The organism is Enterobacter cloacae complex sp. SHL018, from assembly GCF_049237905.1.
GTDB classification, from domain to species: Bacteria; Pseudomonadota; Gammaproteobacteria; order Enterobacterales; family Enterobacteriaceae; genus Enterobacter; species Enterobacter hormaechei_C.
This window is the reverse complement of sequence record NZ_JBMKJE010000005.1, coordinates 227143-247966: the sequence shown is the minus strand read 5'-3', so window position 1 is coordinate 247966 and position 20824 is coordinate 227143. Positions and strand designations below refer to the sequence as shown.

The following is a 20824-nucleotide window of genomic DNA, read 5'->3' as shown; positions in this document are numbered from 1 at the left end:
CTTATCACCTGTATAACCAGTAGGCGGTGGCGTCGATGCTGGCACCACTCGCAATATAACGTTTAAGCGCAGCGGTGTTGCCCATCTGGGTTGCGACCCGCAGCGTCGATACCTGTTGTTGCTCCGCCCAGTGCAGCGCCGCCTGCATGAGTTTCTCGCCCATGCCGCGCCCGGCTAACAATCCGATGCGCGCCTCGTGCTCGTTGAGCCTGCGAAGCGAAACAAAACCCTGAATCTGCCCCCCGGCAGTACGGAACACCAGACAGACGTGGTCAAACGTGCCTTTGACCGCATTCTCTATCCACTGGGCATAAAAGCGGCCGCAGTCATCGGGCGCATACCAGGGCGCCCGGAAACGGCTCTGAGCGAAGGCCAGCGCCGCCATCTCGCGCAGCGCGGGGATATCCTGCTCCGTTGCAATTTCCGCGCCCGGTGAGGTGTGGAGAGCCACGGTAACAGAGAGATCAACCTCACCCTCGACCAGCCGGAATCCGTGCTGCTGGAGGGCGTCCAGCAGATCGGCGCGGTCCGCCGGGATCTTAGCCTGTACGCGCTGCCAGGCGCTGAAGTCTGCTTCCTGCAACGTAGGGGCATTGTCGCGCAGACGCACTATCGCTGAGGGACGCGCAAAGAATGCGCTTTCCCACTCAAGGGACTCCAGCACGCCGTTGAGGATACTCAACGCCACACGCCTTTGGTATCAACAACATACTGCTGACGTACGGCATCACCGGAAACCGCTTTGAACGCATTGTGATCCACCAGCAGCACCAGCACATCCGCCGTCGCCAGCGCGTCATCCAGGGCGGTAAGGGTGCAGTGACCGGCAAGTTTTGCCGGCAGCGCATGAATATTCGGCTCAACCACCAGCGTTTCACCGCTGTGCCAGGCAGCGATCATTTCGGCAATTTCCATCGCCGGGCTTTCGCGCAGATCGTCAATATTCGGTTTGAATGCCAGACCAAAGCAGGCAATTTTCAGCTCACTGGCGCGTTTGCCGCTGTCGGCCAGGCAATCCGCGACCGTGGCTTTGACCTGGTTGATGACCCAGTGCGGTTTGTGGTCGTTTACCTCGCGTGCGGTGCGAATCAGGCGTGCCTGTTCCGGGTTCTGCGCCACGATAAACCACGGATCGACCGCGATGCAGTGCCCACCCACGCCCGGCCCCGGCTGAAGGATGTTCACGCGGGGGTGACGGTTGGCAAGGCGAATAAGTTCCCAGACGTTAATCCCCTGATCGGCGCAAATCAACGACAGTTCATTCGCAAACGCGATGTTAACGTCACGGAAGCTATTTTCGGTCAGTTTGCACATCTCGGCGGTGCGGGAGTTGGTCACCACACATTCGCCTTCAAGGAAAATTTTATACAGCTCGCTGGCGCGCGCGGAGCAGACTGGGGTCATGCCGCCAATCACGCGGTCATTTTTAATCAGTTCCACCATCACCTGGCCGGGCAGTACGCGCTCAGGGCAGTAGGCGATATTGATATCGGCCTGGTCGCCCGCCTGCTGCGGGAAGCTAAGATCGGGACGCGCCTCGGCCAGCCACTGCGCCATCTGCTCGGTAGCCCCAACAGGTGAAGTGGACTCAAGAATAACCAGCGCCCCTTTCTTCAGCACAGGCGCAATGGATTTTGCCGCCGCCTCGACGTAAACCATGTCAGGCTCATGATCGCCTTTAAAGGGCGTTGGAACCGCAATCAGGTACGCATCGGCTTCTACCGGCGTGGTGCTGGCGCGCAGGAAGCCACCGTCCACCGCCTTTTTCACCACACGATCGAGATCGGGCTCCACGATATGAATTTCGCCACGGTTGATGGTTTCCACCGCGTGCGCGTTGATATCTACGCCAACGACCTGCTTTTGACGAGAGGCAAAGGCCGCCGCAGTAGGCAGCCCGATATAGCCAAGACCAACAACAGAGATGGTAGAAAAACTCATAGCGTTACCCGATTGTGTTTAAGTGCGTGCAAAATACGACCACAAGCCTGCCCGTCACCGTACGGATTGTGGGCCCGGCTCATCGCCTGATACTCTTCATCGTCATGCAGTAAGCGCGTGACCTCTTCGACAATACGACGCGGATCCGTTCCCACCAGACGCACGGTACCGGCAGTAACCGCTTCCGGGCGCTCGGTGGTTTCACGCATCACCAGTACCGGCTTACCGAGGGAGGGCGCCTCTTCCTGAATGCCGCCAGAATCGGTCAGGATCAGCCAGGCGTGGTTCATCAGCCAGACAAATGGCAAATAGTCCTGCGGCTCGATCAGGAGCACGTTTTCCACGTGGCCCAGGATACGGTTGACCGGTTCGCTGACGTTCGGGTTGAGGTGCACCGGATAGACAATCTGCACATCCTCGTTCTGCGCGGCGATTTCAGCCAGCGCGTGGCAAATTTGCTCAAAGCCACGGCCAAAGCTTTCGCGGCGGTGGCCCGTCACCAGAATCGTTTTCTTGCCGTTGTTCAGGAACGGATAGCGCGCAGCAAGTTCTGCCTGAAGCTCGCTGTTAGCCAGCACGCGGTCACGCACCCAAATCAGCGCATCAATGACCGTATTGCCGGTGACGAAGATCTTGCTGTCGCTGATATTTTCGCGCAGCAGGTTCTGACGTGAGTTCTCGGTTGGCGCAAAATGGTACATCGCCAGGTGACCGGTGAGCGTACGGTTGGCCTCTTCCGGCCACGGGGAATAGAGATTGCCGGTACGCAGACCCGCTTCTATATGACCAACGGGGATACGCTGATAGAACGCGGCCAGGCTGGTCGCCACGGTGGTGGTGGTGTCGCCGTGCACCAGCACCACATCCGGCTTGAACGACTCCAGAATAGGCTTTAATTCTTGCAGAATACGGCAGGTGATTTCCGTCAGTCCCTGTCCCGGTTTCATTATATTGAGATCGTAATCCGGGACGATAGAAAAGAGGGTTAAGACCTGATCGAGCATCTCACGGTGCTGGGCAGTCACGCACACTTTCGCTTCAATATCAGGATCTCTGGCCAGCGCATGAACCAGAGGCGCCATCTTGATGGCCTCCGGCCTGGTGCCAAATACGGTTAGTACTTTCACATCGATTCTCTTCGATTAGACGATGAAGGCCGCAGCCTTCATCGTAGACGGCGTTCTTAGTTTGTGCGGCGACGCAATAACGCTACGCCAGCGCCAGTCAGTGCGCCCACAATCCCCCACATGATCATCAGGAATGCGCGACGCGGACTATCGCGTTTTACAGGCTCTTCAGGCGTTCTTAAATAACGATAGGTCTGAAAACGCGGGTCCAGCGTTGGACCGACGTTGAGCGTATTGAGCATGGCGCGGTTTTGGTCGTAATCAAGGTCAAAGTCAGGGCCAACGGCCTGGATATTTTCCAGACGTGCCTGAAGCATTGGGCGACCAAGAAGGAACATTTCTGAATCCGGGAGTTCGTCAGCCGGAACATCCGTTTCGCTACGGGAAATATTGTGCTGTTCCGCAATCTTCAGCGCCTGCTCAATATTATGTACGCGACGGGCGAAGATAGCCTTAGCGACCTCTTCCTGACGTTTGACCTGCGCTTTCATCTGAATAGTACGCGCAGCCCAGGCGCCTTTCAGCTCGTCATTCAGATGACTGGCCGCGCGCTGGCTGGCAAAAGCAACGTACTGACGCAACAGGTTATTGGCGTCCGGCGCCGTTTCCGCAATCAGCTTCACGCTGTCGCTAACGTTACGGAGTACATCGCCAGGCATAAACTGAATGTTATTAATCAGGTCATCCAGCAGCGCGGCATCCGCTTTGCTGTTACCGACCATACGCTGCTTGTAGTAGTCCGTCTGGGACCAGAAATCGCGACGTGTATCCCACGACGCCAGCTGCATCACAAACTCTTTGTAGGATTCATCCATCACCGAAGCCTGATCCGGGGTCGCCAGATTGGCCTTGATATCAAGATTACGCAGGAATTGCTGCTGGGAGTAGTAGCCTCCAAGCATATTCACCGTTGGTCGGTCTGTGATCGCCGTGGCGCTCCACTCTTGTTTTGCAAAGAAGGTGTAGGCAAGCGCTAACAGCGCGAACCCCAGGGCAATCCCCACAATCCACAGTTTGCCCTGCCATAACACGCGAAACAAACCACGAATATCCAGCTCGTTCTCAGTGCCCACTGATTTCGCTCCCGCCAACGGTTGAGTCATCATAGTCCCGGTTTTACTTAGTTAATGTTGTGTTTTTGCCACTGTTCCGACGCATCCTGCGTTTTAAACGTTTAATAAAACGCGCGACTTTCCATGCACGCTTGATGCAGTAACCGTACATGAAAAATGCAAGCAAGAATAATACCAACATTACCCATTCAGGAATGAAATGTGCGTATTCCGCGGCTACGCCAATCGCAGCCAGAATAGCAGCCGCAAGCGTAATCAACACAAATGCCTGACGAGACGTGAAGCCGGCGCGCATAATCAGGTGATGAATATGCTGCCGATCGGGAGAAAACGGGCTCATCCCTTTACGCAGACGGCGGTACATTATAGCGACCATGTCCATCAGCGGGATGGCGATAATCCAGAGAGCCGTTACCGGGCTGATAGGGTGCGTTTTACCCTGCGTGGTTTCCAGCAGGACCCAGATAACCGTAAAGCCAATCAGGGTACTGCCCGCATCGCCCATAAAGACTTTATAGCGACGCCCTAACACACCCAGATTCAGGCAGATGTAAGGCAGAATGGCGGCAATCATGGCAAAGCACCACATTGACAGGCTGTACTGGCCGTCAAACCATAAGATGATGCCGATAGCGCCAAACGAAACAGAGGACAGCCCACCGAGCAGACCGTCTATACCGTCAACCATGTTAAAGGCGTTGATAGCCGCCCACACGGCAAACAGCGTCAGGAAGAAGCCGAATGGCCCAAGCACCAGCTCCCAGGGACCAAACACGTAGCCCAGGCTTCTGAGATAGAGGCCGCCTACCACCATCATAATGATGCCAATGGCCGCCTGTACCGTCGCGCGGAACTTCACGCTGATATCAAAACGATCATCAAGGGCGCCGACCAGTACCAGCACACCGGCACATGCCAGGTAGAGTGCGGCATGGGGGATATAGTAATCCGCGATCCCGAATGTGAAACAGATGCCTGCGTATACCGAAATGCCGCCCACCAGCGGAATAAGCCCCTGATGACGTTTACGGAAGTTCGGTTTGTCCACTAACCCAATTCTTTTTGCTACCTTGCGCGCAATGAACAAAAAACAGGTTGTGAATAAAAAAATACTGATCAGCTCAGTTACAGCAGTGAGTAGATTCACAATGGATTGCTCTCAACAAATGTTAGTCCCGGAAGTATAACCATGAAGCCTCTGCCTCAGAAGGATTAAAGATGGCTCATCACAACTCCCTTTGTATGTTTTTCAATCAATTATTTCTTTGACTGTGCAAACCTTCTTATTGTCGCACCGACAGGTCTAAATTGGGAGTGTGTGGTAATAGCGTATAGTCCATAAATAAAAAACGCCACGTAAAAACGTGGCGTTTACTGGGATTATTTGCGTTACGAGCGTTTCATCATGTCGAAGAAATCGTCGTTCGTTTTGGTCATCGCCAGTTTGTTAATGAGGAATTCCATTGCGTCGATTTCGCCCATTGGATGGATGATTTTACGCAGGATCCACATTTTCTGAAGCTCTTCCTGAGTGGTAAGCAGCTCTTCTTTACGGGTACCGGAACGGTTGTAGTCGATCGCCGGGAAGACGCGTTTTTCTGCGATTTTACGAGAAAGGTGCAGTTCCATGTTGCCTGTACCTTTGAACTCTTCGTAGATAACCTCGTCCATTTTGGAGCCGGTATCGATCAGCGCCGTCGCGATAATGGTCAGGCTACCGCCCTCTTCCACGTTACGCGCCGCACCGAAGAAACGCTTCGGACGATGCAGGGCGTTAGCATCCACACCACCGGTCAGTACTTTACCGGAAGCCGGCACCACGGTGTTGTAGGCACGCGCCAGACGGGTAATGGAGTCGAGCAGGATGATCACGTCTTTCTTGTGCTCAACCAGGCGTTTCGCCTTCTCGATAACCATTTCCGCAACCTGAACGTGGCGAGAAGCAGGCTCGTCGAAGGTAGACGCAACCACTTCCCCTTTCACGAGACGCTGCATCTCGGTCACTTCTTCCGGACGTTCGTCAATCAGCAGCACCATCAGCACACAGTCTGGATGGTTGTAAGCAATGCTCTGCGCGATGTTTTGCAGCAGCATGGTTTTACCGGCTTTTGGCGGCGCCACAATCAGACCACGCTGGCCACGACCAATCGGCGATGCCAGATCCAGCACACGAGCGGTTAAGTCTTCAGTAGACCCGTTACCACGCTCCATGCGCAGACGAGAGTTAGCGTGCAGCGGCGTTAAGTTCTCGAACAGGATCTTATTGCGGGAGTTTTCCGGTTTGTCGTAGTTAACTTCGTTAACCTTCAACAGCGCAAAGTAGCGTTCACCCTCTTTTGGAGGACGAATCTTACCTGAAATGGTGTCACCAGTGCGGAGGTTGAAACGGCGGATTTGGCTAGGGGATACGTAGATGTCGTCAGGGCCGGCGAGGTAGGAGCTGTCTGCGGAGCGGAGGAAACCAAATCCGTCTTGCAGTATCTCCAGCACACCGTCGCCAAAGATATCTTCGCCACTCTTAGCGTGCTGCTTCAGGATGGCGAAAATGATGTCCTGCTTGCGCATACGAGCCTGGTTTTCCAGTCCCATATTTTCGCCGAGAGTGATCAGCTCAGAAACCGGCGTATTCTTTAATTCGGTAAGATTCATAATGGTGTGGGTTCTTAAACTCGGGGTGATTCTCGAACTTAATGTTGTGAATGGTATGGCAGGGTCATCCATGCCTGTTTAGCGGCCATCACCTCATGTCTGTTCGCTGTCTGGTCACAGGGAAAGAACGCAGAACTGAAACGACAAGACGGATTGAGTGACAAGCCCGGAATCTAGCAACTTCACGCACTGTTTAAGTTAACAACGGGAAGTATCGGGTAAAACAAGATTCAAACAACAAGATATGTTTAAAACGTAGTCATAGCTAACTTAGCACGACTAAAGCCGGGCGTCCAGAGCTCGCCGTTAATTAGGCGTTCTGGACGCTCGGCTGAGAAACCTTACGCCAGGTTAGCGTCCAGGAACTCTTTCAGTTGACCTTTGGACAGTGCGCCCACTTTGGTCGCCGCCACGTCACCGTTCTTGAACAGCAGCAGGGTCGGGATGCCACGGATACCGTATTTTGGCGCGGTGCCCGGGTTCTGGTCGATGTTCAGCTTGGCAACGGTCAGTTTGCCCTGATATTCGTCAGCGATTTCATCCAGAATCGGAGCGATCATTTTGCAAGGACCACACCATTCAGCCCAGAAATCAACGAGGATCAGCCCGTCAGCTTTAAGTACGTCCGTGTCAAAACTGTCGTCAGTCAGGTGAATAATTTTATCGCTCATATATAACTCCACAGGAATAAGCCTGGTACGTTGGTTTTGTCTCCACCAACGACGTGTTGATGTCGCATTAACCAACTAAAGGTTGACTTTATTTCACCGGATACGCTTTCGTAAAGCAATAGTAAGCTGATATTCTACCACACTATGAGCAAAACACATTTAACAGAACAGAAGTTTTCCGACTTCGCCCTGCACCCAAAGGTGATCGAAGCCCTTGAAACTAAAGGGTTTCATAACTGCACGCCCATTCAGGCTCTCGCCCTGCCGCTGACGCTGGCCGGTCGCGACGTTGCAGGGCAGGCGCAAACCGGTACTGGCAAAACGATGGCGTTTTTAACGTCAACGTTTCATTATTTACTTTCTCACCCGGCGATTGCAGACCGCAAAGTTAACCAGCCGCGCGCGCTAATTATGGCCCCGACGCGAGAACTGGCGGTACAGATCCACGCAGACGCTGAGCCCCTGGCGCAAGCCACCGGCCTGAAACTTGGCCTGGCCTATGGCGGCGACGGCTACGATAAACAGCTGAAAGTGCTGGAAAGCGGCGTCGATATCCTGATTGGGACCACCGGCCGTCTTATCGACTACGCCAAACAGAACCATATCAACCTCGGCGCAATCCAGGTCGTGGTGCTGGATGAAGCAGACCGTATGTACGATCTGGGCTTCATTAAAGACATCCGCTGGCTGTTCCGCCGTATGCCTGCGGCAAACCAGCGTCTGAACATGCTGTTCTCCGCAACCCTGTCATACCGCGTACGTGAACTCGCATTCGAGCAGATGAACAATGCGGAATATGTGGAAGTAGAACCGGAGCAGAAAACCGGGCACCGCATTAAAGAAGAGCTTTTCTATCCTTCTAATGAAGAGAAAATGCGCCTGCTGCAAACCCTGATCGAAGAAGAGTGGCCGGATCGCGCGATTATCTTCGCGAACACCAAACACCGCTGTGAAGATATCTGGGGTCACCTGGCGGCAGATGGTCACCGTGTGGGCCTGCTGACCGGCGACGTGGCGCAGAAAAAACGCCTGCGCATTCTCGACGAATTTACTCGTGGCGACCTTGATATTCTGGTCGCGACCGACGTGGCGGCCCGTGGCCTGCACATTCCAGCCGTGACGCACGTCTTTAACTATGACCTGCCAGATGACTGTGAAGACTACGTACACCGTATCGGTCGTACCGGTCGTGCCGGCGCAAGCGGTCACTCCATCAGCCTTGCGTGTGAAGAGTATGCGCTGAATCTTCCGGCCATTGAGACCTACATCGGTCACTCTATTCCACAGAGCAAATACAATCCGGACGCGCTGTTGAGCGAGCTGCCGCCACCTAAGCGCCTTACCCGTCCACGCTCCGGCAATGGTCCGCGTCGTTCCGGCGGTGCACCGCGTAATCGTCGTCGTTCAGGTTAAAAAATATGCTCAGCTCCACCTCGCTTTATGCGGCAATTGATCTCGGTTCGAATAGTTTTCATATGCTGGTTGTGCGCGAGGTGGCGGGAAGCATACAAACGCTGACGCGCATTAAGCGCAAGGTCCGCCTCGCGGCGGGCCTGAGCAGCGATAATCACCTCTCCCCGGAAGCCATGGAACGTGGCTGGCAGTGTCTGCGTCTGTTTGCAGAACGTTTGCAGGATATCCCGCTCAGTCAAATTCGCGTTGTTGCCACGGCGACCCTTCGTCTGGCGGTTAACGCTGGCGATTTCATTGCCAGAGCACAGGAAATTCTGGGCTGCCCGGTGCAGGTCATCAGCGGTGAAGAAGAAGCGCGTCTGATTTATCAGGGTGTGGCGCACACGACCGGCGGCGACGATCGTCGTCTGGTGGTCGATATCGGTGGCGCCAGTACCGAACTGGTCACGGGCACAGGCGCGCAGGCGACGTCACTGTTCAGCCTGTCGATGGGCTGTGTGACCTGGCTGGAACGTTACTTTACCGATCGAAACCTTGCCAAAGAGAATTTTGACGAGGCGGAAAACGCGGCGCGTGCGGTCTTGCGCCCGGTTATGGACGAACTGCGCTATCACGGCTGGAAAGTGTGTGTCGGCGCGTCCGGAACCGTTCAGGCGTTGCAGGAAATCATGATGGCACAGGGAATGGACGAGCGGATCACGCTTGCCAAACTCCAGCAGCTTAAACAGCGCGCTATCCAGTGTGGTCGTCTGGAAGAGCTTGAAATAGAAGGGCTGACGCTCGAACGCGCGCTGGTTTTCCCCAGTGGGCTCGCCATTCTGATCGCCATTTTTACTGAACTGAATATCCAGTGTATGACCCTGGCAGGCGGTGCGCTGCGCGAAGGTCTGGTCTACGGAATGCTGCACCAGTCGGTCGATCAGGACATCCGTAGCCGTACGCTGCGTAACGTTCAGCGCCGCTTTATTGTTGATATCGACCAGGCACACAGAGTGAGTCAACTGGCGTCACTGTTTGCCGATCAGGTGAAAAAAAGCTGGGATATTGAACCGTTAAGCCGCGATCTGCTGCTAAGCGCCTGTGCGCTACATGAAATTGGTCTCAGCGTGGAGTACAAGCAGGCACCGCTGCACGCGGCCTGGCTGGTGCGTAATCTCGATTTGCCGGGCTATACGCCCGCCCAGAAGAAGCTGCTGGCCACCCTGCTGCTAAATCAGACTAACGCCGTCGATCTCTCTTCCCTTCACCAGCAGAACGCTGTACCGCCGCGCGTGGCGGAGCATCTGTGTCGTCTGCTTCGCCTGGCGATCCTGTTTGCCAGCCGGCGTCGTGATGATTTGCTGCCAGCCATTACGCTGGCGGCAGACGATGAGAAACTGACGCTGACGCTACCGGAAAACTGGCTTGAGGATCATCCGCTTGGGGCGGAACTGATTGAGCAGGAGTACCAGTGGCAGAGCTATGTGCACTGGGCGCTTGATGTGAAGTGACCCTTTGAAGCGTGCCGGGTGGCGGCTTCGCCTTACCCGGCCTGCAAATAGTTATCCCTTCTCTTTGGCTTTTGCCAGCATCGCGCGAATGTTTGCCACGTTTGCCTGCCCTTTGTGCATACGCTCTTCAGCGGTTATGACTTTACGCTCCTGCTCCCAGATAAGATCGTCCTGAGGCAACTCCAGCAGAAAACGGCTCGGCTCCGGGCGCACCAGCTCACCATACTGGCGGCGCTCTTTGCACAGCGTAAACGTCAGCTCTTTCTGCGCACGTGTGATCCCCACGTAGGCCAGACGGCGCTCTTCGTCGACGTTATCTTCATCAATGCTGCTCTGGTGCGGCAATAAGCCCTCTTCCATCCCCACCAGATAGACATAGGGGAACTCCAGCCCTTTCGAGGCATGTAACGTCATCAGCTGAACCTGATCGGCCTCTTCTTCGCTTTCGCCGCGCTCCATCATATCGCGCAGCGTGAAGCGGGTGACCACCTGCGTCAGGTTCATGGGCTCGTCAATCTCAGATCCTTCAAGCATTTCGGTCATCCAGCTGAAGAGCTGGTTCACGTTTTTCATCCGCATCTCGGCTGCTTTCGGGCTGGCAGAGGTTTCATACAACCAGGATTCGTAATCAATGCCGTGGATCAGATCGCGTACTGCCGCCACAGGCTCGCGCTCTGCCAGACGCTGCACCTCACCCAGCCAGTGGGTAAAGCGGGTTAAGGCGTCATAGCCGCGCCCGGTCAGGGTCTGGCTCAGCCCCATATCGAAGCTGGCGGTGAACAGGCTTTTGTTGCGGGTCATCGCCCATTCACCCAGTTTTTGCAGCGTCGCAGAGCCAATCTCGCGTTTCGGCGTGTTCACGATGCGCAGGAAAGCGCTGTCGTCATCCGGGTTGGTCAGCACGCGCAGATAGGCCAGCAGATCCTTGATTTCGGGACGCGAAAAGAACGACGTACCGCCGGAGATTTTGTAGGGGATGCGGTTCTGCATCAGCATCTTTTCAAAGACGCGCGACTGGTGGTTTCCGCGATAGAGGATCGCGTAATCCTTGTATTCAGTTTTGTTGACGAAGTGATGGGCAATCAGCTCGCCCGTTACGCGCTCCGCTTCGTGCTCCTCGTTGTTGGCGCTGAGCACTTTCAGCTCGGTGCCGTAACCCAGTTCGGAGAACAGGCGCTTCTCAAAGACGTGCGGGTTATTGGCAATCAGGATGTTCGCCGCCTTCAGGATACGCCCGGAAGAACGGTAGTTCTGCTCCAGTTTAATCACCTGCAACGCCGGGAAGTCTTTGCTCAGTAGCACCAGGTTTTGCGGACGCGCGCCACGCCATGAGTAAATCGACTGATCGTCATCGCCTACGACGGTAAAGCGCGCACGCTGCCCTACCAGCAGCTTCACCAGCTCGTACTGGCTGGTGTTGGTATCCTGGTATTCATCCACCAGCAGGTAACGAATTTTGTTCTGCCAGCGCTCGCGTACCTCTTCATTCCGCTGAAGCAGCAGCGTCGGCAGCAGGATCAGATCGTCGAAATCCAGGACGTTGCAGGCTTTCATATGCGCGTCGTACAGTCCGTAGCAGTGGGCAAAGATGCGGTCGCGCTCGCCTTTGGCGCTTGCCGCTGCCTGGGCCGGCGTCATCAGATCGTTTTTCCAGTTCGAGATCGTCGAGATCAGCTGTTGCAACAGCACTTTGTCATCTTCGATCAGCCCTTCCGTCAGCTCTTTAAGCAGCGCCACCTGGTCGGTGTCATCGAAGAGAGAAAAGTTGGACTTCATGCCCAGCGCCGCGTATTCGCGCTTGATAATATCCAGACCCAGCGTGTGGAAGGTGGAGATCATCAGCCCGCGCGCCTCTTTACGGCCCAGCGTCTGGCCGACGCGCTCTTTCATCTCACGCGCCGCTTTGTTGGTAAAGGTGACCGCCGCGATATGGCGCGCCTGGTATCCACAACCCCGAATTAAGTGGGCGATTTTGTTGGTGATCACGCGTGTTTTACCGGATCCCGCTCCCGCCAGCACCAGGCAGGGTCCGGTGACGAATTCGACAGCTTGTTGTTGTCCGGGGTTTAAACGCATAAATGATCACTCAATGAAAGTCGGGAGAGGAGGAAAAACGCGTGGTAGTATACCGATCGTAAACTAGTCGACTCAAGGCACGATCATGGCAAAAACAGCAGCAGCACTGCATATCCTTGTTAAAGAAGAGAAACTGGCACAGGATCTCCTCGAACAGATTAAAAACGGCGCCGACTTCGGCAAACTGGCGAAGAAACACTCGATTTGCCCGTCAGGCAAACGCGGTGGTGACTTAGGCGAGTTCCGCCAGGGCCAGATGGTCCCGGCGTTTGATAAAGTGGTCTTCTCCTGCCCGGTGCTGGAGCCAACTGGCCCACTGCACACACAATTCGGCTATCACATTATCAAAGTGTTATACCGCAACTAATCAAAAGCCCGGTGCATTGACTCACCGGGCTTTTTTATCTGGCTGTACCCGCGTTTAAATGCCGTCGCCGTATTCGAAGGTGTGGTGAATACCGTTGAAGTGCTGATCCATATCCATTGACGGCTTATCGCTGTCTGGCTTACCGACGATGCGCGCCGGGACGCCAGCGGCGGTGGTGTGCGGCGGTACAGGCTGGAGCACAACCGACCCCGCGCCAATCTTCGCGCCGCGTCCGACTTCAATATTGCCGAGGATTTTAGCGCCCGCGCCAATCATCACCCCTTCACGAATTTTCGGATGGCGATCGCCGCTGGTTTTACCGGTACCGCCCAGCGTAACGGATTGCAGGATCGACACGTCATCTTCGATCACCGCCGTTTCACCAACAACAATGCCGGTGGCGTGATCGAGCATGATCCCGCGGCCAATTTTCGCCGCCGGGTGAATATCGACCTGGAAGGTCACGGAAACCTGGTTTTGCAGGAAGATGGCCAGCGCGCGGCGTCCCTCATTCCATAACCAGTGGCCGATGCGGTACGCCTGTAAGGCATGGAAGCCTTTGAGATACAGCAGCGGCGTGGAATATTTATCCACCGCCGGGTCTCGCGTGCGCACAGCCTGGATGTCGCAGGCGGCAGAAGCAATCATCTCCGGATCTGCGGCGTAGGCCTCTTCCACCACCTCGCGAATCGCAATAGCAGGCATGATAGGGGAAGCCAGTTTATTGGCGAGCATATAGCTCAGGGCGCTGCCGAGATTTTCGTGCTTAAGTAGCGTCGCGTGATAGAAACTGGCCAGCATGGGCTCACAGTCGGCCAACGCTCGGGCTTCGGCTTTAATATTATTCCAGACGATATCCAGTTCTTCACACGGCATTGCTTGCTCCAGACGATAGTTAATGACCAGCCAGTTCTGCGCTGGCTGGGTCATTCAGGTGACGATACTTCCCGGCTAATTGCTGCTGCGCTCGTCCTTGCGCGCACGACCTAATAAGGTCAATGCTGCCTCGCGCGCATTTTTTCCGCAATACAATACCTGATAAATTTCCTCGGTTATTGGCATTTCAACACCGAAACGGTGCGCCAGTTCGCGAACTTCTTTGGTATTGCGATAGCCTTCAACCACCTGACCAATCTTCTCCTGCGCGCTTTTTACATCGCTGCCCTGTCCGAGCATCATGCCAAAGCGGCGGTTACGCGACTGGTTATCGGTGCAGGTCAGCACCAGGTCGCCCAGCCCTGCCATTCCCATAAAGGTGGCCGGATCGGCACCCAGCGCTTCGCCCAGGCGGGACATTTCGGTCAGGCCACGGGTGATCAGCGCAGTACGCGCATTCGCGCCGAAACCGATGCCGTCAGACATCCCGGCCCCGATGGCAATGACGTTCTTCACCGCGCCGCCCAGCTGCACGCCGATAAAATCGGGGTTGCTGTACACGCGGAAGCTTTTGCCGCAGTGCAGCAGTTGCTGAAGATCGTCGGAAAATGCCTGGTCGGTGGACGCCAGCGAAATCGCCGTCGGCAAGCCCGCAGCCAGCTCTTTGGCAAACGTCGGCCCGGAGATCACCGCCAGCGGGATCGCTGTTCCCAGCGCTTCGCGGGCAACGTCCTGCAACAGACGTCCGGTTTCCGCTTCCAGCCCCTTCGTCGCCCACACAATACGCGCATCCGCACGCATCAGCGGCTTAATCTGACGCAGGACTTCGCCAAACACATGGCTTGGCACCACAATCAAAATATTGCGGCTGGCCGCCAGCGCGGTCGCGAGGTCGCTTTCCAGATACAGGGAGTCAGGGAACGGAACGTCCGGGAGAAACGCCACATTGCAGCGGTCGTGTTGCAACGTCGCGATATGTTTTGGATCGTGGCCCCACAGGACCACGTCGTGACCATTTCTTGCCAGGGTGATGGCAAGAGCGGTGCCGTAAGAGCCGGCACCGATCACAGTCATTGACGCATTAACAGTGCTCATCAGGCATCCTGATGTTGTTCGGTACCTTCGCCAGCCTGCTGCTGTAGATAGTTCATGAACAGCGCATCAAAGTTTACTGGCGCAAGGTTCAGTTGCGGGAATGTACCGCGAGAAACCAGGCTGGTGATGCATTCACGGGCATACGGGAACAGGATGTTCGGGCAGTATGCACCCAGGCAATGCGCCATCTGGTTGCCTTCGATGCCGCCGATGGAGAAGATACCGCCCTGCTGAACTTCGCACAGGAATGCGGTTTCTTCGCCCAGAGAGGCGGTCACGGTGACACGCAGTACGACTTCATACACATCATCCGCCAGCTGGGTGGATGCGGTATCCAGATCAAGTTTAACCTCTGGCTGCCAGTCTTTCTGGAAAACGTGCGGCGCATTTGGCGCTTCGAAAGAGACATCCTTGGTGTAGATGCGCTGGATCTGGAAAGTCATCTCGGTGTTGTTTTGTTCTGACATGGAAAAACCCTTTTTAATTGTCCTAAAGTCTCTAGCTCAGCAGCGGATCGAGTCCGCCACGAGCGTCGAGCGCATACAAGTCATCACAGCCGCCAATGTGCTGCGCATCAATAAAAATCTGTGGAACCGTTGTGCGACCACTGCGTTGGATCATCTCTTCGCGTTTAATCGCGTCACCATCGATCGGCAGTTCCTTGAACGTTACGCCTTTGCTGGACAGCAGCGCTTTCGCTCGGTGGCAGAACGGGCACGTTGCTTTGGTGTAGATCTCAATATTGGCCATCACTTAACTCCTTATTTACCGCGCACTAAAGGAAGATTCTCCCCGCTCCAGCCGGAGATGCCTTCTTTCAGCACCGTTACGTTTTCAAAGCCTGCTTTATGCAGTGCGCTGGCAGATTCCTGCGCCTGCATGCCAGTGCCGTCAACAACAATAATCGGCTGGGCTTTATGCTTCTCCAGCTCACCAATGTTGTTCGCTTTAATTTCCGCGGGCAGCAGGTTGATAGCACCTGCGATGTGACCCTTGCGGAAATCGTCGCGCTGACGCAGATCGACAACCACGGCGTCCTCTTTGTTGATCAGACGTGTCGCTTCACCGCGGGTGATCACCTTAATTTTAGACGTCAGTCCCTTAAATGTGGTGAACAGTACAGCGACCAGCAGGCCAATCCACGCGATGCTCAGAACCGGGTGGCGGCTAACGAATTGCATAATTTCTTGCATGGGGGGTAACAACTCCCGACTAAGTGATTAAAAAAACCAGGACAGGAGTATACCTGTGCGCTGTGGCAAATACAGCCAGCGACATAAAGCTAATCTATTTTCTGCGGCATGCCACGTAAAAAAAGCCTCAAAATGGCCTGAGAACAGCCTTGCCCCCGCGCTTTCTTTGATCTTCTGCGGCTATTTTATCGATTCAGCTGTAGTAAAATTACGCAAATTTTTTGTCTCTTGAGCATGAGGTTGTCGCAATGTCGGTTTCTAAAAAACCTATGGTACTGGTGATTCTGGATGGCTATGGCTACCGTGAAGATCAACAGGATAACGCCATTTTCAACGCCAAAACCCCGGTGATGGATGCGCTATGGGCAAAACGTCCCCACACCCTGATTGATGCGTCTGGCCTGGAAGTGGGTCTGCCGGATCGTCAGATGGGCAACTCAGAAGTGGGTCACGTTAACCTGGGTGCGGGCCGTATCGTTTATCAGGACCTGACGCGCCTGGACGTTGAAATCAAAGAACGTACATTCTTTGCCAACCCAACGCTCACCGGAGCGGTTGATAAAGCCGTTGCCGCAGGTAAGGCCGTTCACATTATGGGTCTGCTCTCTGCGGGCGGCGTTCACAGCCACGAAGATCACATCATGGCGATGGTAGAACTGGCCGCTGAGCGCGGTGCGGAAAAAATCTATCTGCACGCCTTCCTGGATGGTCGCGATACGCCGCCACGCAGCGCAAAAGGTTCTCTTGAAGCGTTTGAAGATAAATTTGCCGCACTGGGCAAAGGCCGCGTGGCGTCCATCATTGGCCGTTACTATGCCATGGACCGCGACAACCGCTGGGACCGCGTTGAGCAAGCCTATGATCTGCTGACCCTGGCAAAAGGCGAGTTCCAGTTCCCGACCGCCGTTGAAGGCCTGGAAGCGGCTTACGCGCGTGATGAAAACGACGAATTTGTGAAGGCAACCGTGATCCGCGCTGAAGGCCAGGCCGATGCCGCCATGGAAGATGCCGATGCGCTGATCTTCATGAACTTCCGTGCTGACCGCGCGCGCGAAATCACCCGCGCCTTCGTCAACAGCGATTTCGACGGTTTCGCCCGTAAGAAAGTGGCGAAGATCGATTTCATCCAGTTGACCGAGTATGCAGCGGATATCAAAGCCCCATGCGCGTATCCACCCGCTTCCCTGGAAAATACCTTCGGCGAGTGGATGGCGAAAAACGATAAAACGCAGCTGCGCATCTCCGAAACTGAGAAGTATGCGCACGTGACCTTCTTCTTTAACGGTGGCGTAGAAGAGCCGTTTAAAGGCGAAGACCGCATCCTGATTAACTCGCCGAAAGTCGCCACTTACGATCTCCAGCCAGAAATGAGCTCTGCGGAGCTGACCGAAAAACTGGTGGCCGCGATCGAAAGCGGTAAATACGACACCATCATCTGTAACTATCCGAATGGCGACATGGTGGGCCACACCGGCGTGATGGAAGCAGCCGTTAAAGCGGTTGAAGCGCTGGACCACTGCGTTGAGCAGGTCGCGAAAGCGGTTGAATCCGTGGGCGGCCAGCTGCTGATCACTGCTGACCACGGTAACGCAGAACAGATGCGTGATCCGGCAACCGGTCAGGCGCATACCGCCCATACCAACCTGCCTGTTCCACTGATTTATGTAGGTGATAAATCAGTGAAAGCTGTGGAAGGCGGCAAGCTTTCCGACATCGCGCCAACCATGTTGTCGCTGATGGGTATGGAAATCCCTGAAGAGATGACTGGCAAGCCGCTGTTCATCGTGGAATAATCGCTCCCCATGAGGGGAAAGGCGATTTTTTCAATCACATGGGTCGTGAAGCCGCTTCGGTTATCAGTCAGACCTCTGCTTTGCGCCAGCGCACTCAGCGCTGGCGTATTGCTGTGCGCCGCATCCGCCCACGCGGATGACCGCGATCAGCTTAAATCCATTCAGGCCGATATCGCCGCCAAAGAGCGTGCGGTACGTCAGCAGCAACAGCAGCGCGCCACCCTGCTCGCCCAGCTTAAAAAGCAGGAAGAGGCCATTTCCGCCGCCGCGCGTAAGCTGCGTGAAACACAAAACACCCTTGCCCAGCTCAATAAGCAAATCGATGAAATGAACGCGTCGATTGCGAGACTGGAGCGTCAGCGCGATGCCCAGGAGCGGAACCTTGCTGCACAGCTTGATGCTGCTTTCCGTCAGGGTGAGCACACAGGCCTTCAGCTGATCCTCAGCGGTGAAGAGAGCCAGCGTGGTCAGCGTTTACAGGCCTATTTCGGCTATCTAAACCAGGCGCGTCAGGAGACCATTGCGCAGCTGAAACAGACGCGCGAAGAAGTCACCACGCAAAAAGCCGAGCTGGAAGAGAAGCAGAGCCAGCAGCAAACGCTGCTCTACGATCAGCAGGCGCAGCAGGAGAAGCTTGAGCAGGCGCGCAATGAGCGTAAGAAGACGCTCGCCGGGCTGGAGTCCTCTATCCAGGCAGGACAAAGCCAGCTGAGCGAAATGCGCGCCAACGAATCCAGACTGCGTAACAGCATTGCCCGGGCAGAAGCCGCGGCCAAAGCGCGCGCCGAAAAAGAAGCGCGCGAAGCGCAGGCGGTGCGTAATAAGCAGCAGGAAGCCTCCCGGAAAGGCACCACCTACAAACCGACTGAAAATGAACGTTCCCTGATGTCGCGTACCGGCGGCCTCGGCTCCCCGCGTGGTCAGGCTTACTGGCCCGTTCGCGGTACGATCCTGCATCGCTATGGCGAACAGTTGCAGGGTGAGCTACGTTGGAAGGGGATCGTTATCGGTGCGTCTGAAGGTAGCGAAGTGAAAGCCATCGCCGATGGCCGCGTGATCCTGGCCGACTGGCTACAGGGTTATGGGCTCGTGGTGGTGGTTGAACACGGTAAAGGCGATATGAGTCTTTACGGCTACAACCAGAGCGCGCTGGTCAGCGTTGGCACCCAGGTGCGCGCGGGTCAACCCATTGCCCTTGTGGGCAGCAGTGGCGGTCAGGGCCGCCCGTCACTCTATTTCGAAATTCGTCGTCAGGGTCAGGCGGTCAATCCACAGCCGTGGTTGGGAAGATAGGTTTTGCTTCAATTTCGTCGAATTGTTGTTTCCGTAGTCAGCGCACTGGCGCTGGCTGCACCGGTTTATGCAGGCAAACTCGCGATTGTGATTGATGACTTCGGTTATCGACCACACTATGAAAATCAGGTGCTGGCGATGCCGTCAGCCATCTCTGTCGCCGTCCTGCCTAATGCGCCTCATGCGCATGAAATGGCGACTAAAGCGCACAATGGCGGCCATCAGGTCCTCATCCATCTGCCGATGGCCCCCCTCAGCAAGCAGCCGCTGGAAAAAGATACCCTGCGCCCGGACATGAGCAGCGACGAGATCGATCGCATCATCCGCGATGCGTACAATAAAGTGCCGTATGCCGTGGGTCTGAATAACCATATGGGCAGCGCGATGACCTCCAGCCTGTACGGTATGCTGAAAGTGATGCAGGCGCTGGAGCGTTACAATCTCTATTTCCTCGACAGCATGACCATCGGCAACAGCCAGGCGATGCGTGCCGCTCAGGGGACAGGTGTAAAAGTGATCAAGCGCAAAGTATTCCTGGACGACTCCCAGAACGAAGCGGATATCCGCGTGCAGTTTAACCGCGCGGTACAGCTGGCGCGCCGTAACGGTTCGGCGATTGCCATTGGGCATCCGCATCCGTCTACCGTTCGCGTTTTGCAGCAAATGTTGTCGGGCTTACCCGCCGATATTACGCTGGTGCGTCCGAGCGATCTGCTCAATGAACCTCAGGTGGATACTTCTCGTCCGGGTAGCGCGCAACCACCCGCAACGCAGCCGCGTAATCCATTCCGCGGCGTGAAGAACTGCACGCTGAAACAGCCGCCTGAACCGGTCTATGCAACCCGCTTCTTCTCGGTGATTGGCGAAAGCATCAGCAGCAGTACACTGGTTAAATACGTCCAGCAACAGTGGCAGGGTTGGGGAAAAAAAGCCTGATCGGCTAACGCCTATTCTGCCAGATAAGAGTCCGACTGCTCTTTTGCAACGGACTCTCTCTTTTCCCGATCCTGATACCAGGCCTTGAAATACTTCAAAAAACTGTACGCCGTGGCATAAAACCCTGTCACCACACCTACTTTGCCCTGACGCCACGCACCGCTAAACAGATACCATTTGAAAAATGCGCCAATAGCGCTGATCGCGCCGCGACCAAGAGAGGGACGTATCGTCTGATATTGAACCAGGCGAGTGGTATATCCGTTTAATTTATTAAAAAGTTCATGCAGCGAATAAAACGTATCATGTCTGACATAACCTGGAATACGTTCAGAACGGAGAAAACCTTCAACCTGATCGTCTACTGGCCGGTTATTAAATCGCGACTGCGTACGGTTAAAAAGACGCACCGGATAATCCGGTGATGAGACGGGATAAATCGTTCGGACATTTTCTCCCAAAACAAACCAGTGACGACATATCCGCCACGCCATATCCGGTTCGGGTTCATCGCCCATTTTTAATTTTAAAATAGCATCAACGGTTTCTTGATCGAGTATTTCGTCACTGTCCATGCACAGCACCCAGTCGTTGTGCACATGGGATACGGCATGGTTCATCTGCTCGCCGTGCCAGCTATATTTTTTGAATATGGGCGACAATCCATAACTCTGGCAAATATATATCGTCGAGTCTGTACTTCCGGAATCCACTATAACGAATTCATCTGCTATTTTTAAAAGAGGAGGAATAACATCGTGCAACGTTCTTTCGGAGTTAAACGTTAATAAGCAGACCGTTATTTTAAACATATTTTCACTCTCTCAATAA

20 protein-coding genes are annotated in these 20824 nt (G+C 55.0%); 6 read left to right on the top strand and 14 right to left on the bottom strand.

Annotation, left to right across the window (positions count from 1 at the left end):
- Positions 1–4: 4 nt before the first annotated feature.
- From rffC to trxA, 7 genes are all read right to left on the bottom strand, one after another.
- Complete coding sequence (rffC, locus tag ACOTY5_RS18790; protein ID WP_045142442.1) at positions 5–682, bottom strand: dTDP-4-amino-4,6-dideoxy-D-galactose acyltransferase; 678 nt, start codon at positions 680–682, stop codon at positions 5–7.
- The gene (gene wecC / locus ACOTY5_RS18785) at positions 679–1941 is read right to left on the bottom strand and encodes a UDP-N-acetyl-D-mannosamine dehydrogenase (protein ID WP_015570020.1); all 1263 of its coding nucleotides are present in this window, start codon (positions 1939–1941) and stop codon (positions 679–681) included. Before wecC ends, rffC begins: the two co-directional genes overlap by 4 nt.
- Positions 1938–3068 (bottom strand): non-hydrolyzing UDP-N-acetylglucosamine 2-epimerase, encoded by a 1131-nt coding sequence (gene wecB, locus ACOTY5_RS18780; RefSeq protein ID WP_006812390.1) that lies wholly within the window; start codon positions 3066–3068, stop codon positions 1938–1940. The genes wecC and wecB overlap by 4 nt, the downstream gene beginning before the upstream one ends.
- A 56-nt stretch (positions 3069–3124) precedes the next feature.
- On the bottom strand, positions 3125–4171 hold the full coding sequence (gene wzzE, locus ACOTY5_RS18775; RefSeq protein WP_017693953.1) for an ECA polysaccharide chain length modulation protein: 1047 nt from the start codon (positions 4169–4171) through the stop codon (positions 3125–3127).
- A gap of 13 nt (positions 4172–4184) precedes the next feature.
- A complete protein-coding gene (gene wecA / locus ACOTY5_RS18770) occupies positions 4185–5288 on the bottom strand; it encodes a UDP-N-acetylglucosamine--undecaprenyl-phosphate N-acetylglucosaminephosphotransferase (RefSeq protein ID WP_001050933.1) in 1104 nt (367 codons plus the stop codon).
- Between the two features lie 242 nt (positions 5289–5530).
- Positions 5531–6790: a transcription termination factor Rho gene (gene rho, locus ACOTY5_RS18765; RefSeq protein ID WP_001054528.1), complete on the bottom strand. Its 1260-nt coding sequence runs from the start codon at positions 6788–6790 to the stop codon at positions 5531–5533.
- Between the two features lie 341 nt (positions 6791–7131).
- On the bottom strand, positions 7132–7461 hold the full coding sequence (gene trxA / locus ACOTY5_RS18760) for a thioredoxin TrxA (RefSeq protein WP_006812392.1): 330 nt from the start codon (positions 7459–7461) through the stop codon (positions 7132–7134).
- Positions 7462–7605: 144 nt separating this feature from the next.
- On the opposite strand from trxA, the gene rhlB reads away from it, so the two are divergent.
- Complete coding sequence (gene rhlB / locus ACOTY5_RS18755; protein WP_006812393.1) at positions 7606–8874, top strand: ATP-dependent RNA helicase RhlB; 1269 nt, start codon at positions 7606–7608, stop codon at positions 8872–8874.
- 5 nt (positions 8875–8879) lie between these two features.
- Positions 8880–10364: a guanosine-5'-triphosphate,3'-diphosphate diphosphatase gene (gene gppA, locus ACOTY5_RS18750; protein ID WP_017383602.1), complete on the top strand. Its 1485-nt coding sequence runs from the start codon at positions 8880–8882 to the stop codon at positions 10362–10364.
- A gap of 51 nt (positions 10365–10415) precedes the next feature.
- Here gppA and rep read toward each other — a convergent pair whose 3' ends face one another.
- Entirely contained in the window at positions 10416–12440 is a 2025-nt protein-coding gene (rep, locus tag ACOTY5_RS18745; protein WP_045142441.1) for a DNA helicase Rep, read from the bottom strand.
- 85 nt (positions 12441–12525) lie between these two features.
- On the opposite strand from rep, the gene ppiC reads away from it, so the two are divergent.
- A complete protein-coding gene (gene ppiC / locus ACOTY5_RS18740) occupies positions 12526–12807 on the top strand; it encodes a peptidylprolyl isomerase PpiC (RefSeq protein ID WP_006812396.1) in 282 nt (93 codons plus the stop codon).
- Positions 12808–12861: 54 nt separating this feature from the next.
- Here ppiC and cysE read toward each other — a convergent pair whose 3' ends face one another.
- The 5 genes from cysE to ACOTY5_RS18715 form a co-directional block, all read right to left on the bottom strand.
- The gene (cysE, locus tag ACOTY5_RS18735; protein ID WP_022646641.1) at positions 12862–13683 is read right to left on the bottom strand and encodes a serine O-acetyltransferase; all 822 of its coding nucleotides are present in this window, start codon (positions 13681–13683) and stop codon (positions 12862–12864) included.
- A gap of 75 nt (positions 13684–13758) precedes the next feature.
- On the bottom strand, positions 13759–14778 hold the full coding sequence (gene gpsA, locus ACOTY5_RS18730; protein ID WP_006812398.1) for an NAD(P)H-dependent glycerol-3-phosphate dehydrogenase: 1020 nt from the start codon (positions 14776–14778) through the stop codon (positions 13759–13761).
- Positions 14778–15245 carry a protein-export chaperone SecB gene (secB, locus tag ACOTY5_RS18725; protein ID WP_014168079.1) on the bottom strand — a complete coding sequence of 156 codons (468 nt, stop codon included), beginning with the start codon at positions 15243–15245 and terminating at the stop codon, positions 14778–14780. Before secB ends, gpsA begins: the two co-directional genes overlap by 1 nt.
- A 31-nt stretch (positions 15246–15276) precedes the next feature.
- Positions 15277–15528 (bottom strand): glutaredoxin 3, encoded by a 252-nt coding sequence (gene grxC / locus ACOTY5_RS18720; protein ID WP_003860837.1) that lies wholly within the window; start codon positions 15526–15528, stop codon positions 15277–15279.
- Between the two features lie 11 nt (positions 15529–15539).
- Positions 15540–15971 carry a rhodanese-like domain-containing protein gene (locus ACOTY5_RS18715; RefSeq protein ID WP_017383604.1) on the bottom strand — a complete coding sequence of 144 codons (432 nt, stop codon included), beginning with the start codon at positions 15969–15971 and terminating at the stop codon, positions 15540–15542.
- Positions 15972–16219: 248 nt separating this feature from the next.
- Here ACOTY5_RS18715 and gpmM point away from each other — a divergent pair, with 248 nt between their 5' ends.
- The 3 genes from gpmM to ACOTY5_RS18700 are packed head-to-tail and all read left to right on the top strand — an operon-like array spanning position 16220 to position 19993.
- Entirely contained in the window at positions 16220–17764 is a 1545-nt protein-coding gene (gene gpmM / locus ACOTY5_RS18710; RefSeq protein WP_045142440.1) for a 2,3-bisphosphoglycerate-independent phosphoglycerate mutase, read from the top strand.
- A gap of 33 nt (positions 17765–17797) precedes the next feature.
- Complete coding sequence (gene envC, locus ACOTY5_RS18705) at positions 17798–19057, top strand: murein hydrolase activator EnvC (RefSeq protein WP_230373259.1); 1260 nt, start codon at positions 17798–17800, stop codon at positions 19055–19057.
- A gap of 3 nt (positions 19058–19060) precedes the next feature.
- Entirely contained in the window at positions 19061–19993 is a 933-nt protein-coding gene (locus ACOTY5_RS18700) for a divergent polysaccharide deacetylase family protein (protein ID WP_045142438.1), read from the top strand.
- Positions 19994–20004: 11 nt separating this feature from the next.
- Here ACOTY5_RS18700 and ACOTY5_RS18695 read toward each other — a convergent pair whose 3' ends face one another.
- Positions 20005–20805 (bottom strand): glycosyltransferase family 2 protein, encoded by an 801-nt coding sequence (locus ACOTY5_RS18695; protein ID WP_421631992.1) that lies wholly within the window; start codon positions 20803–20805, stop codon positions 20005–20007.
- Positions 20806–20824 lie beyond the last annotated feature (19 nt).

Excerpts from the sequence above, each read along its gene's own strand:
- gpmM (WP_045142440.1), top strand. The coding sequence starts at position 16,220 with ATGTCGGTTTCTAAAAAACCTATGGTACTGGTGATTCTGGATGGCTAT.
- secB (WP_014168079.1), bottom strand. The coding sequence starts at position 15,245 with ATGTCAGAACAAAACAACACCGAGATGACTTTCCAGATCCAGCGCATC.
- wecC (WP_015570020.1), bottom strand. The coding sequence starts at position 1,941 with ATGAGTTTTTCTACCATCTCTGTTGTTGGTCTTGGCTATATCGGGCTG.
- cysE (WP_022646641.1), bottom strand. The coding sequence starts at position 13,683 with ATGCCGTGTGAAGAACTGGATATCGTCTGGAATAATATTAAAGCCGAA.
- trxA (WP_006812392.1), bottom strand. The coding sequence starts at position 7,461 with ATGAGCGATAAAATTATTCACCTGACTGACGACAGTTTTGACACGGAC.
- gppA (WP_017383602.1), top strand. The coding sequence starts at position 8,880 with ATGCTCAGCTCCACCTCGCTTTATGCGGCAATTGATCTCGGTTCGAAT.
- wzzE (WP_017693953.1), bottom strand. The coding sequence starts at position 4,171 with ATGACTCAACCGTTGGCGGGAGCGAAATCAGTGGGCACTGAGAACGAG.
- rep (WP_045142441.1), bottom strand. The coding sequence starts at position 12,440 with ATGCGTTTAAACCCCGGACAACAACAAGCTGTCGAATTCGTCACCGGA.
- rhlB (WP_006812393.1), top strand. The coding sequence starts at position 7,606 with ATGAGCAAAACACATTTAACAGAACAGAAGTTTTCCGACTTCGCCCTG.
- grxC (WP_003860837.1), bottom strand. The coding sequence starts at position 15,528 with ATGGCCAATATTGAGATCTACACCAAAGCAACGTGCCCGTTCTGCCAC.
- gpsA (WP_006812398.1), bottom strand. The coding sequence starts at position 14,778 with ATGAGCACTGTTAATGCGTCAATGACTGTGATCGGTGCCGGCTCTTAC.
- rho (WP_001054528.1), bottom strand. The coding sequence starts at position 6,790 with ATGAATCTTACCGAATTAAAGAATACGCCGGTTTCTGAGCTGATCACT.
- ppiC (WP_006812396.1), top strand. The coding sequence starts at position 12,526 with ATGGCAAAAACAGCAGCAGCACTGCATATCCTTGTTAAAGAAGAGAAA.
- ACOTY5_RS18715 (WP_017383604.1), bottom strand. The coding sequence starts at position 15,971 with ATGCAAGAAATTATGCAATTCGTTAGCCGCCACCCGGTTCTGAGCATC.
- ACOTY5_RS18695 (WP_421631992.1), bottom strand. The coding sequence starts at position 20,805 with ATGTTTAAAATAACGGTCTGCTTATTAACGTTTAACTCCGAAAGAACG.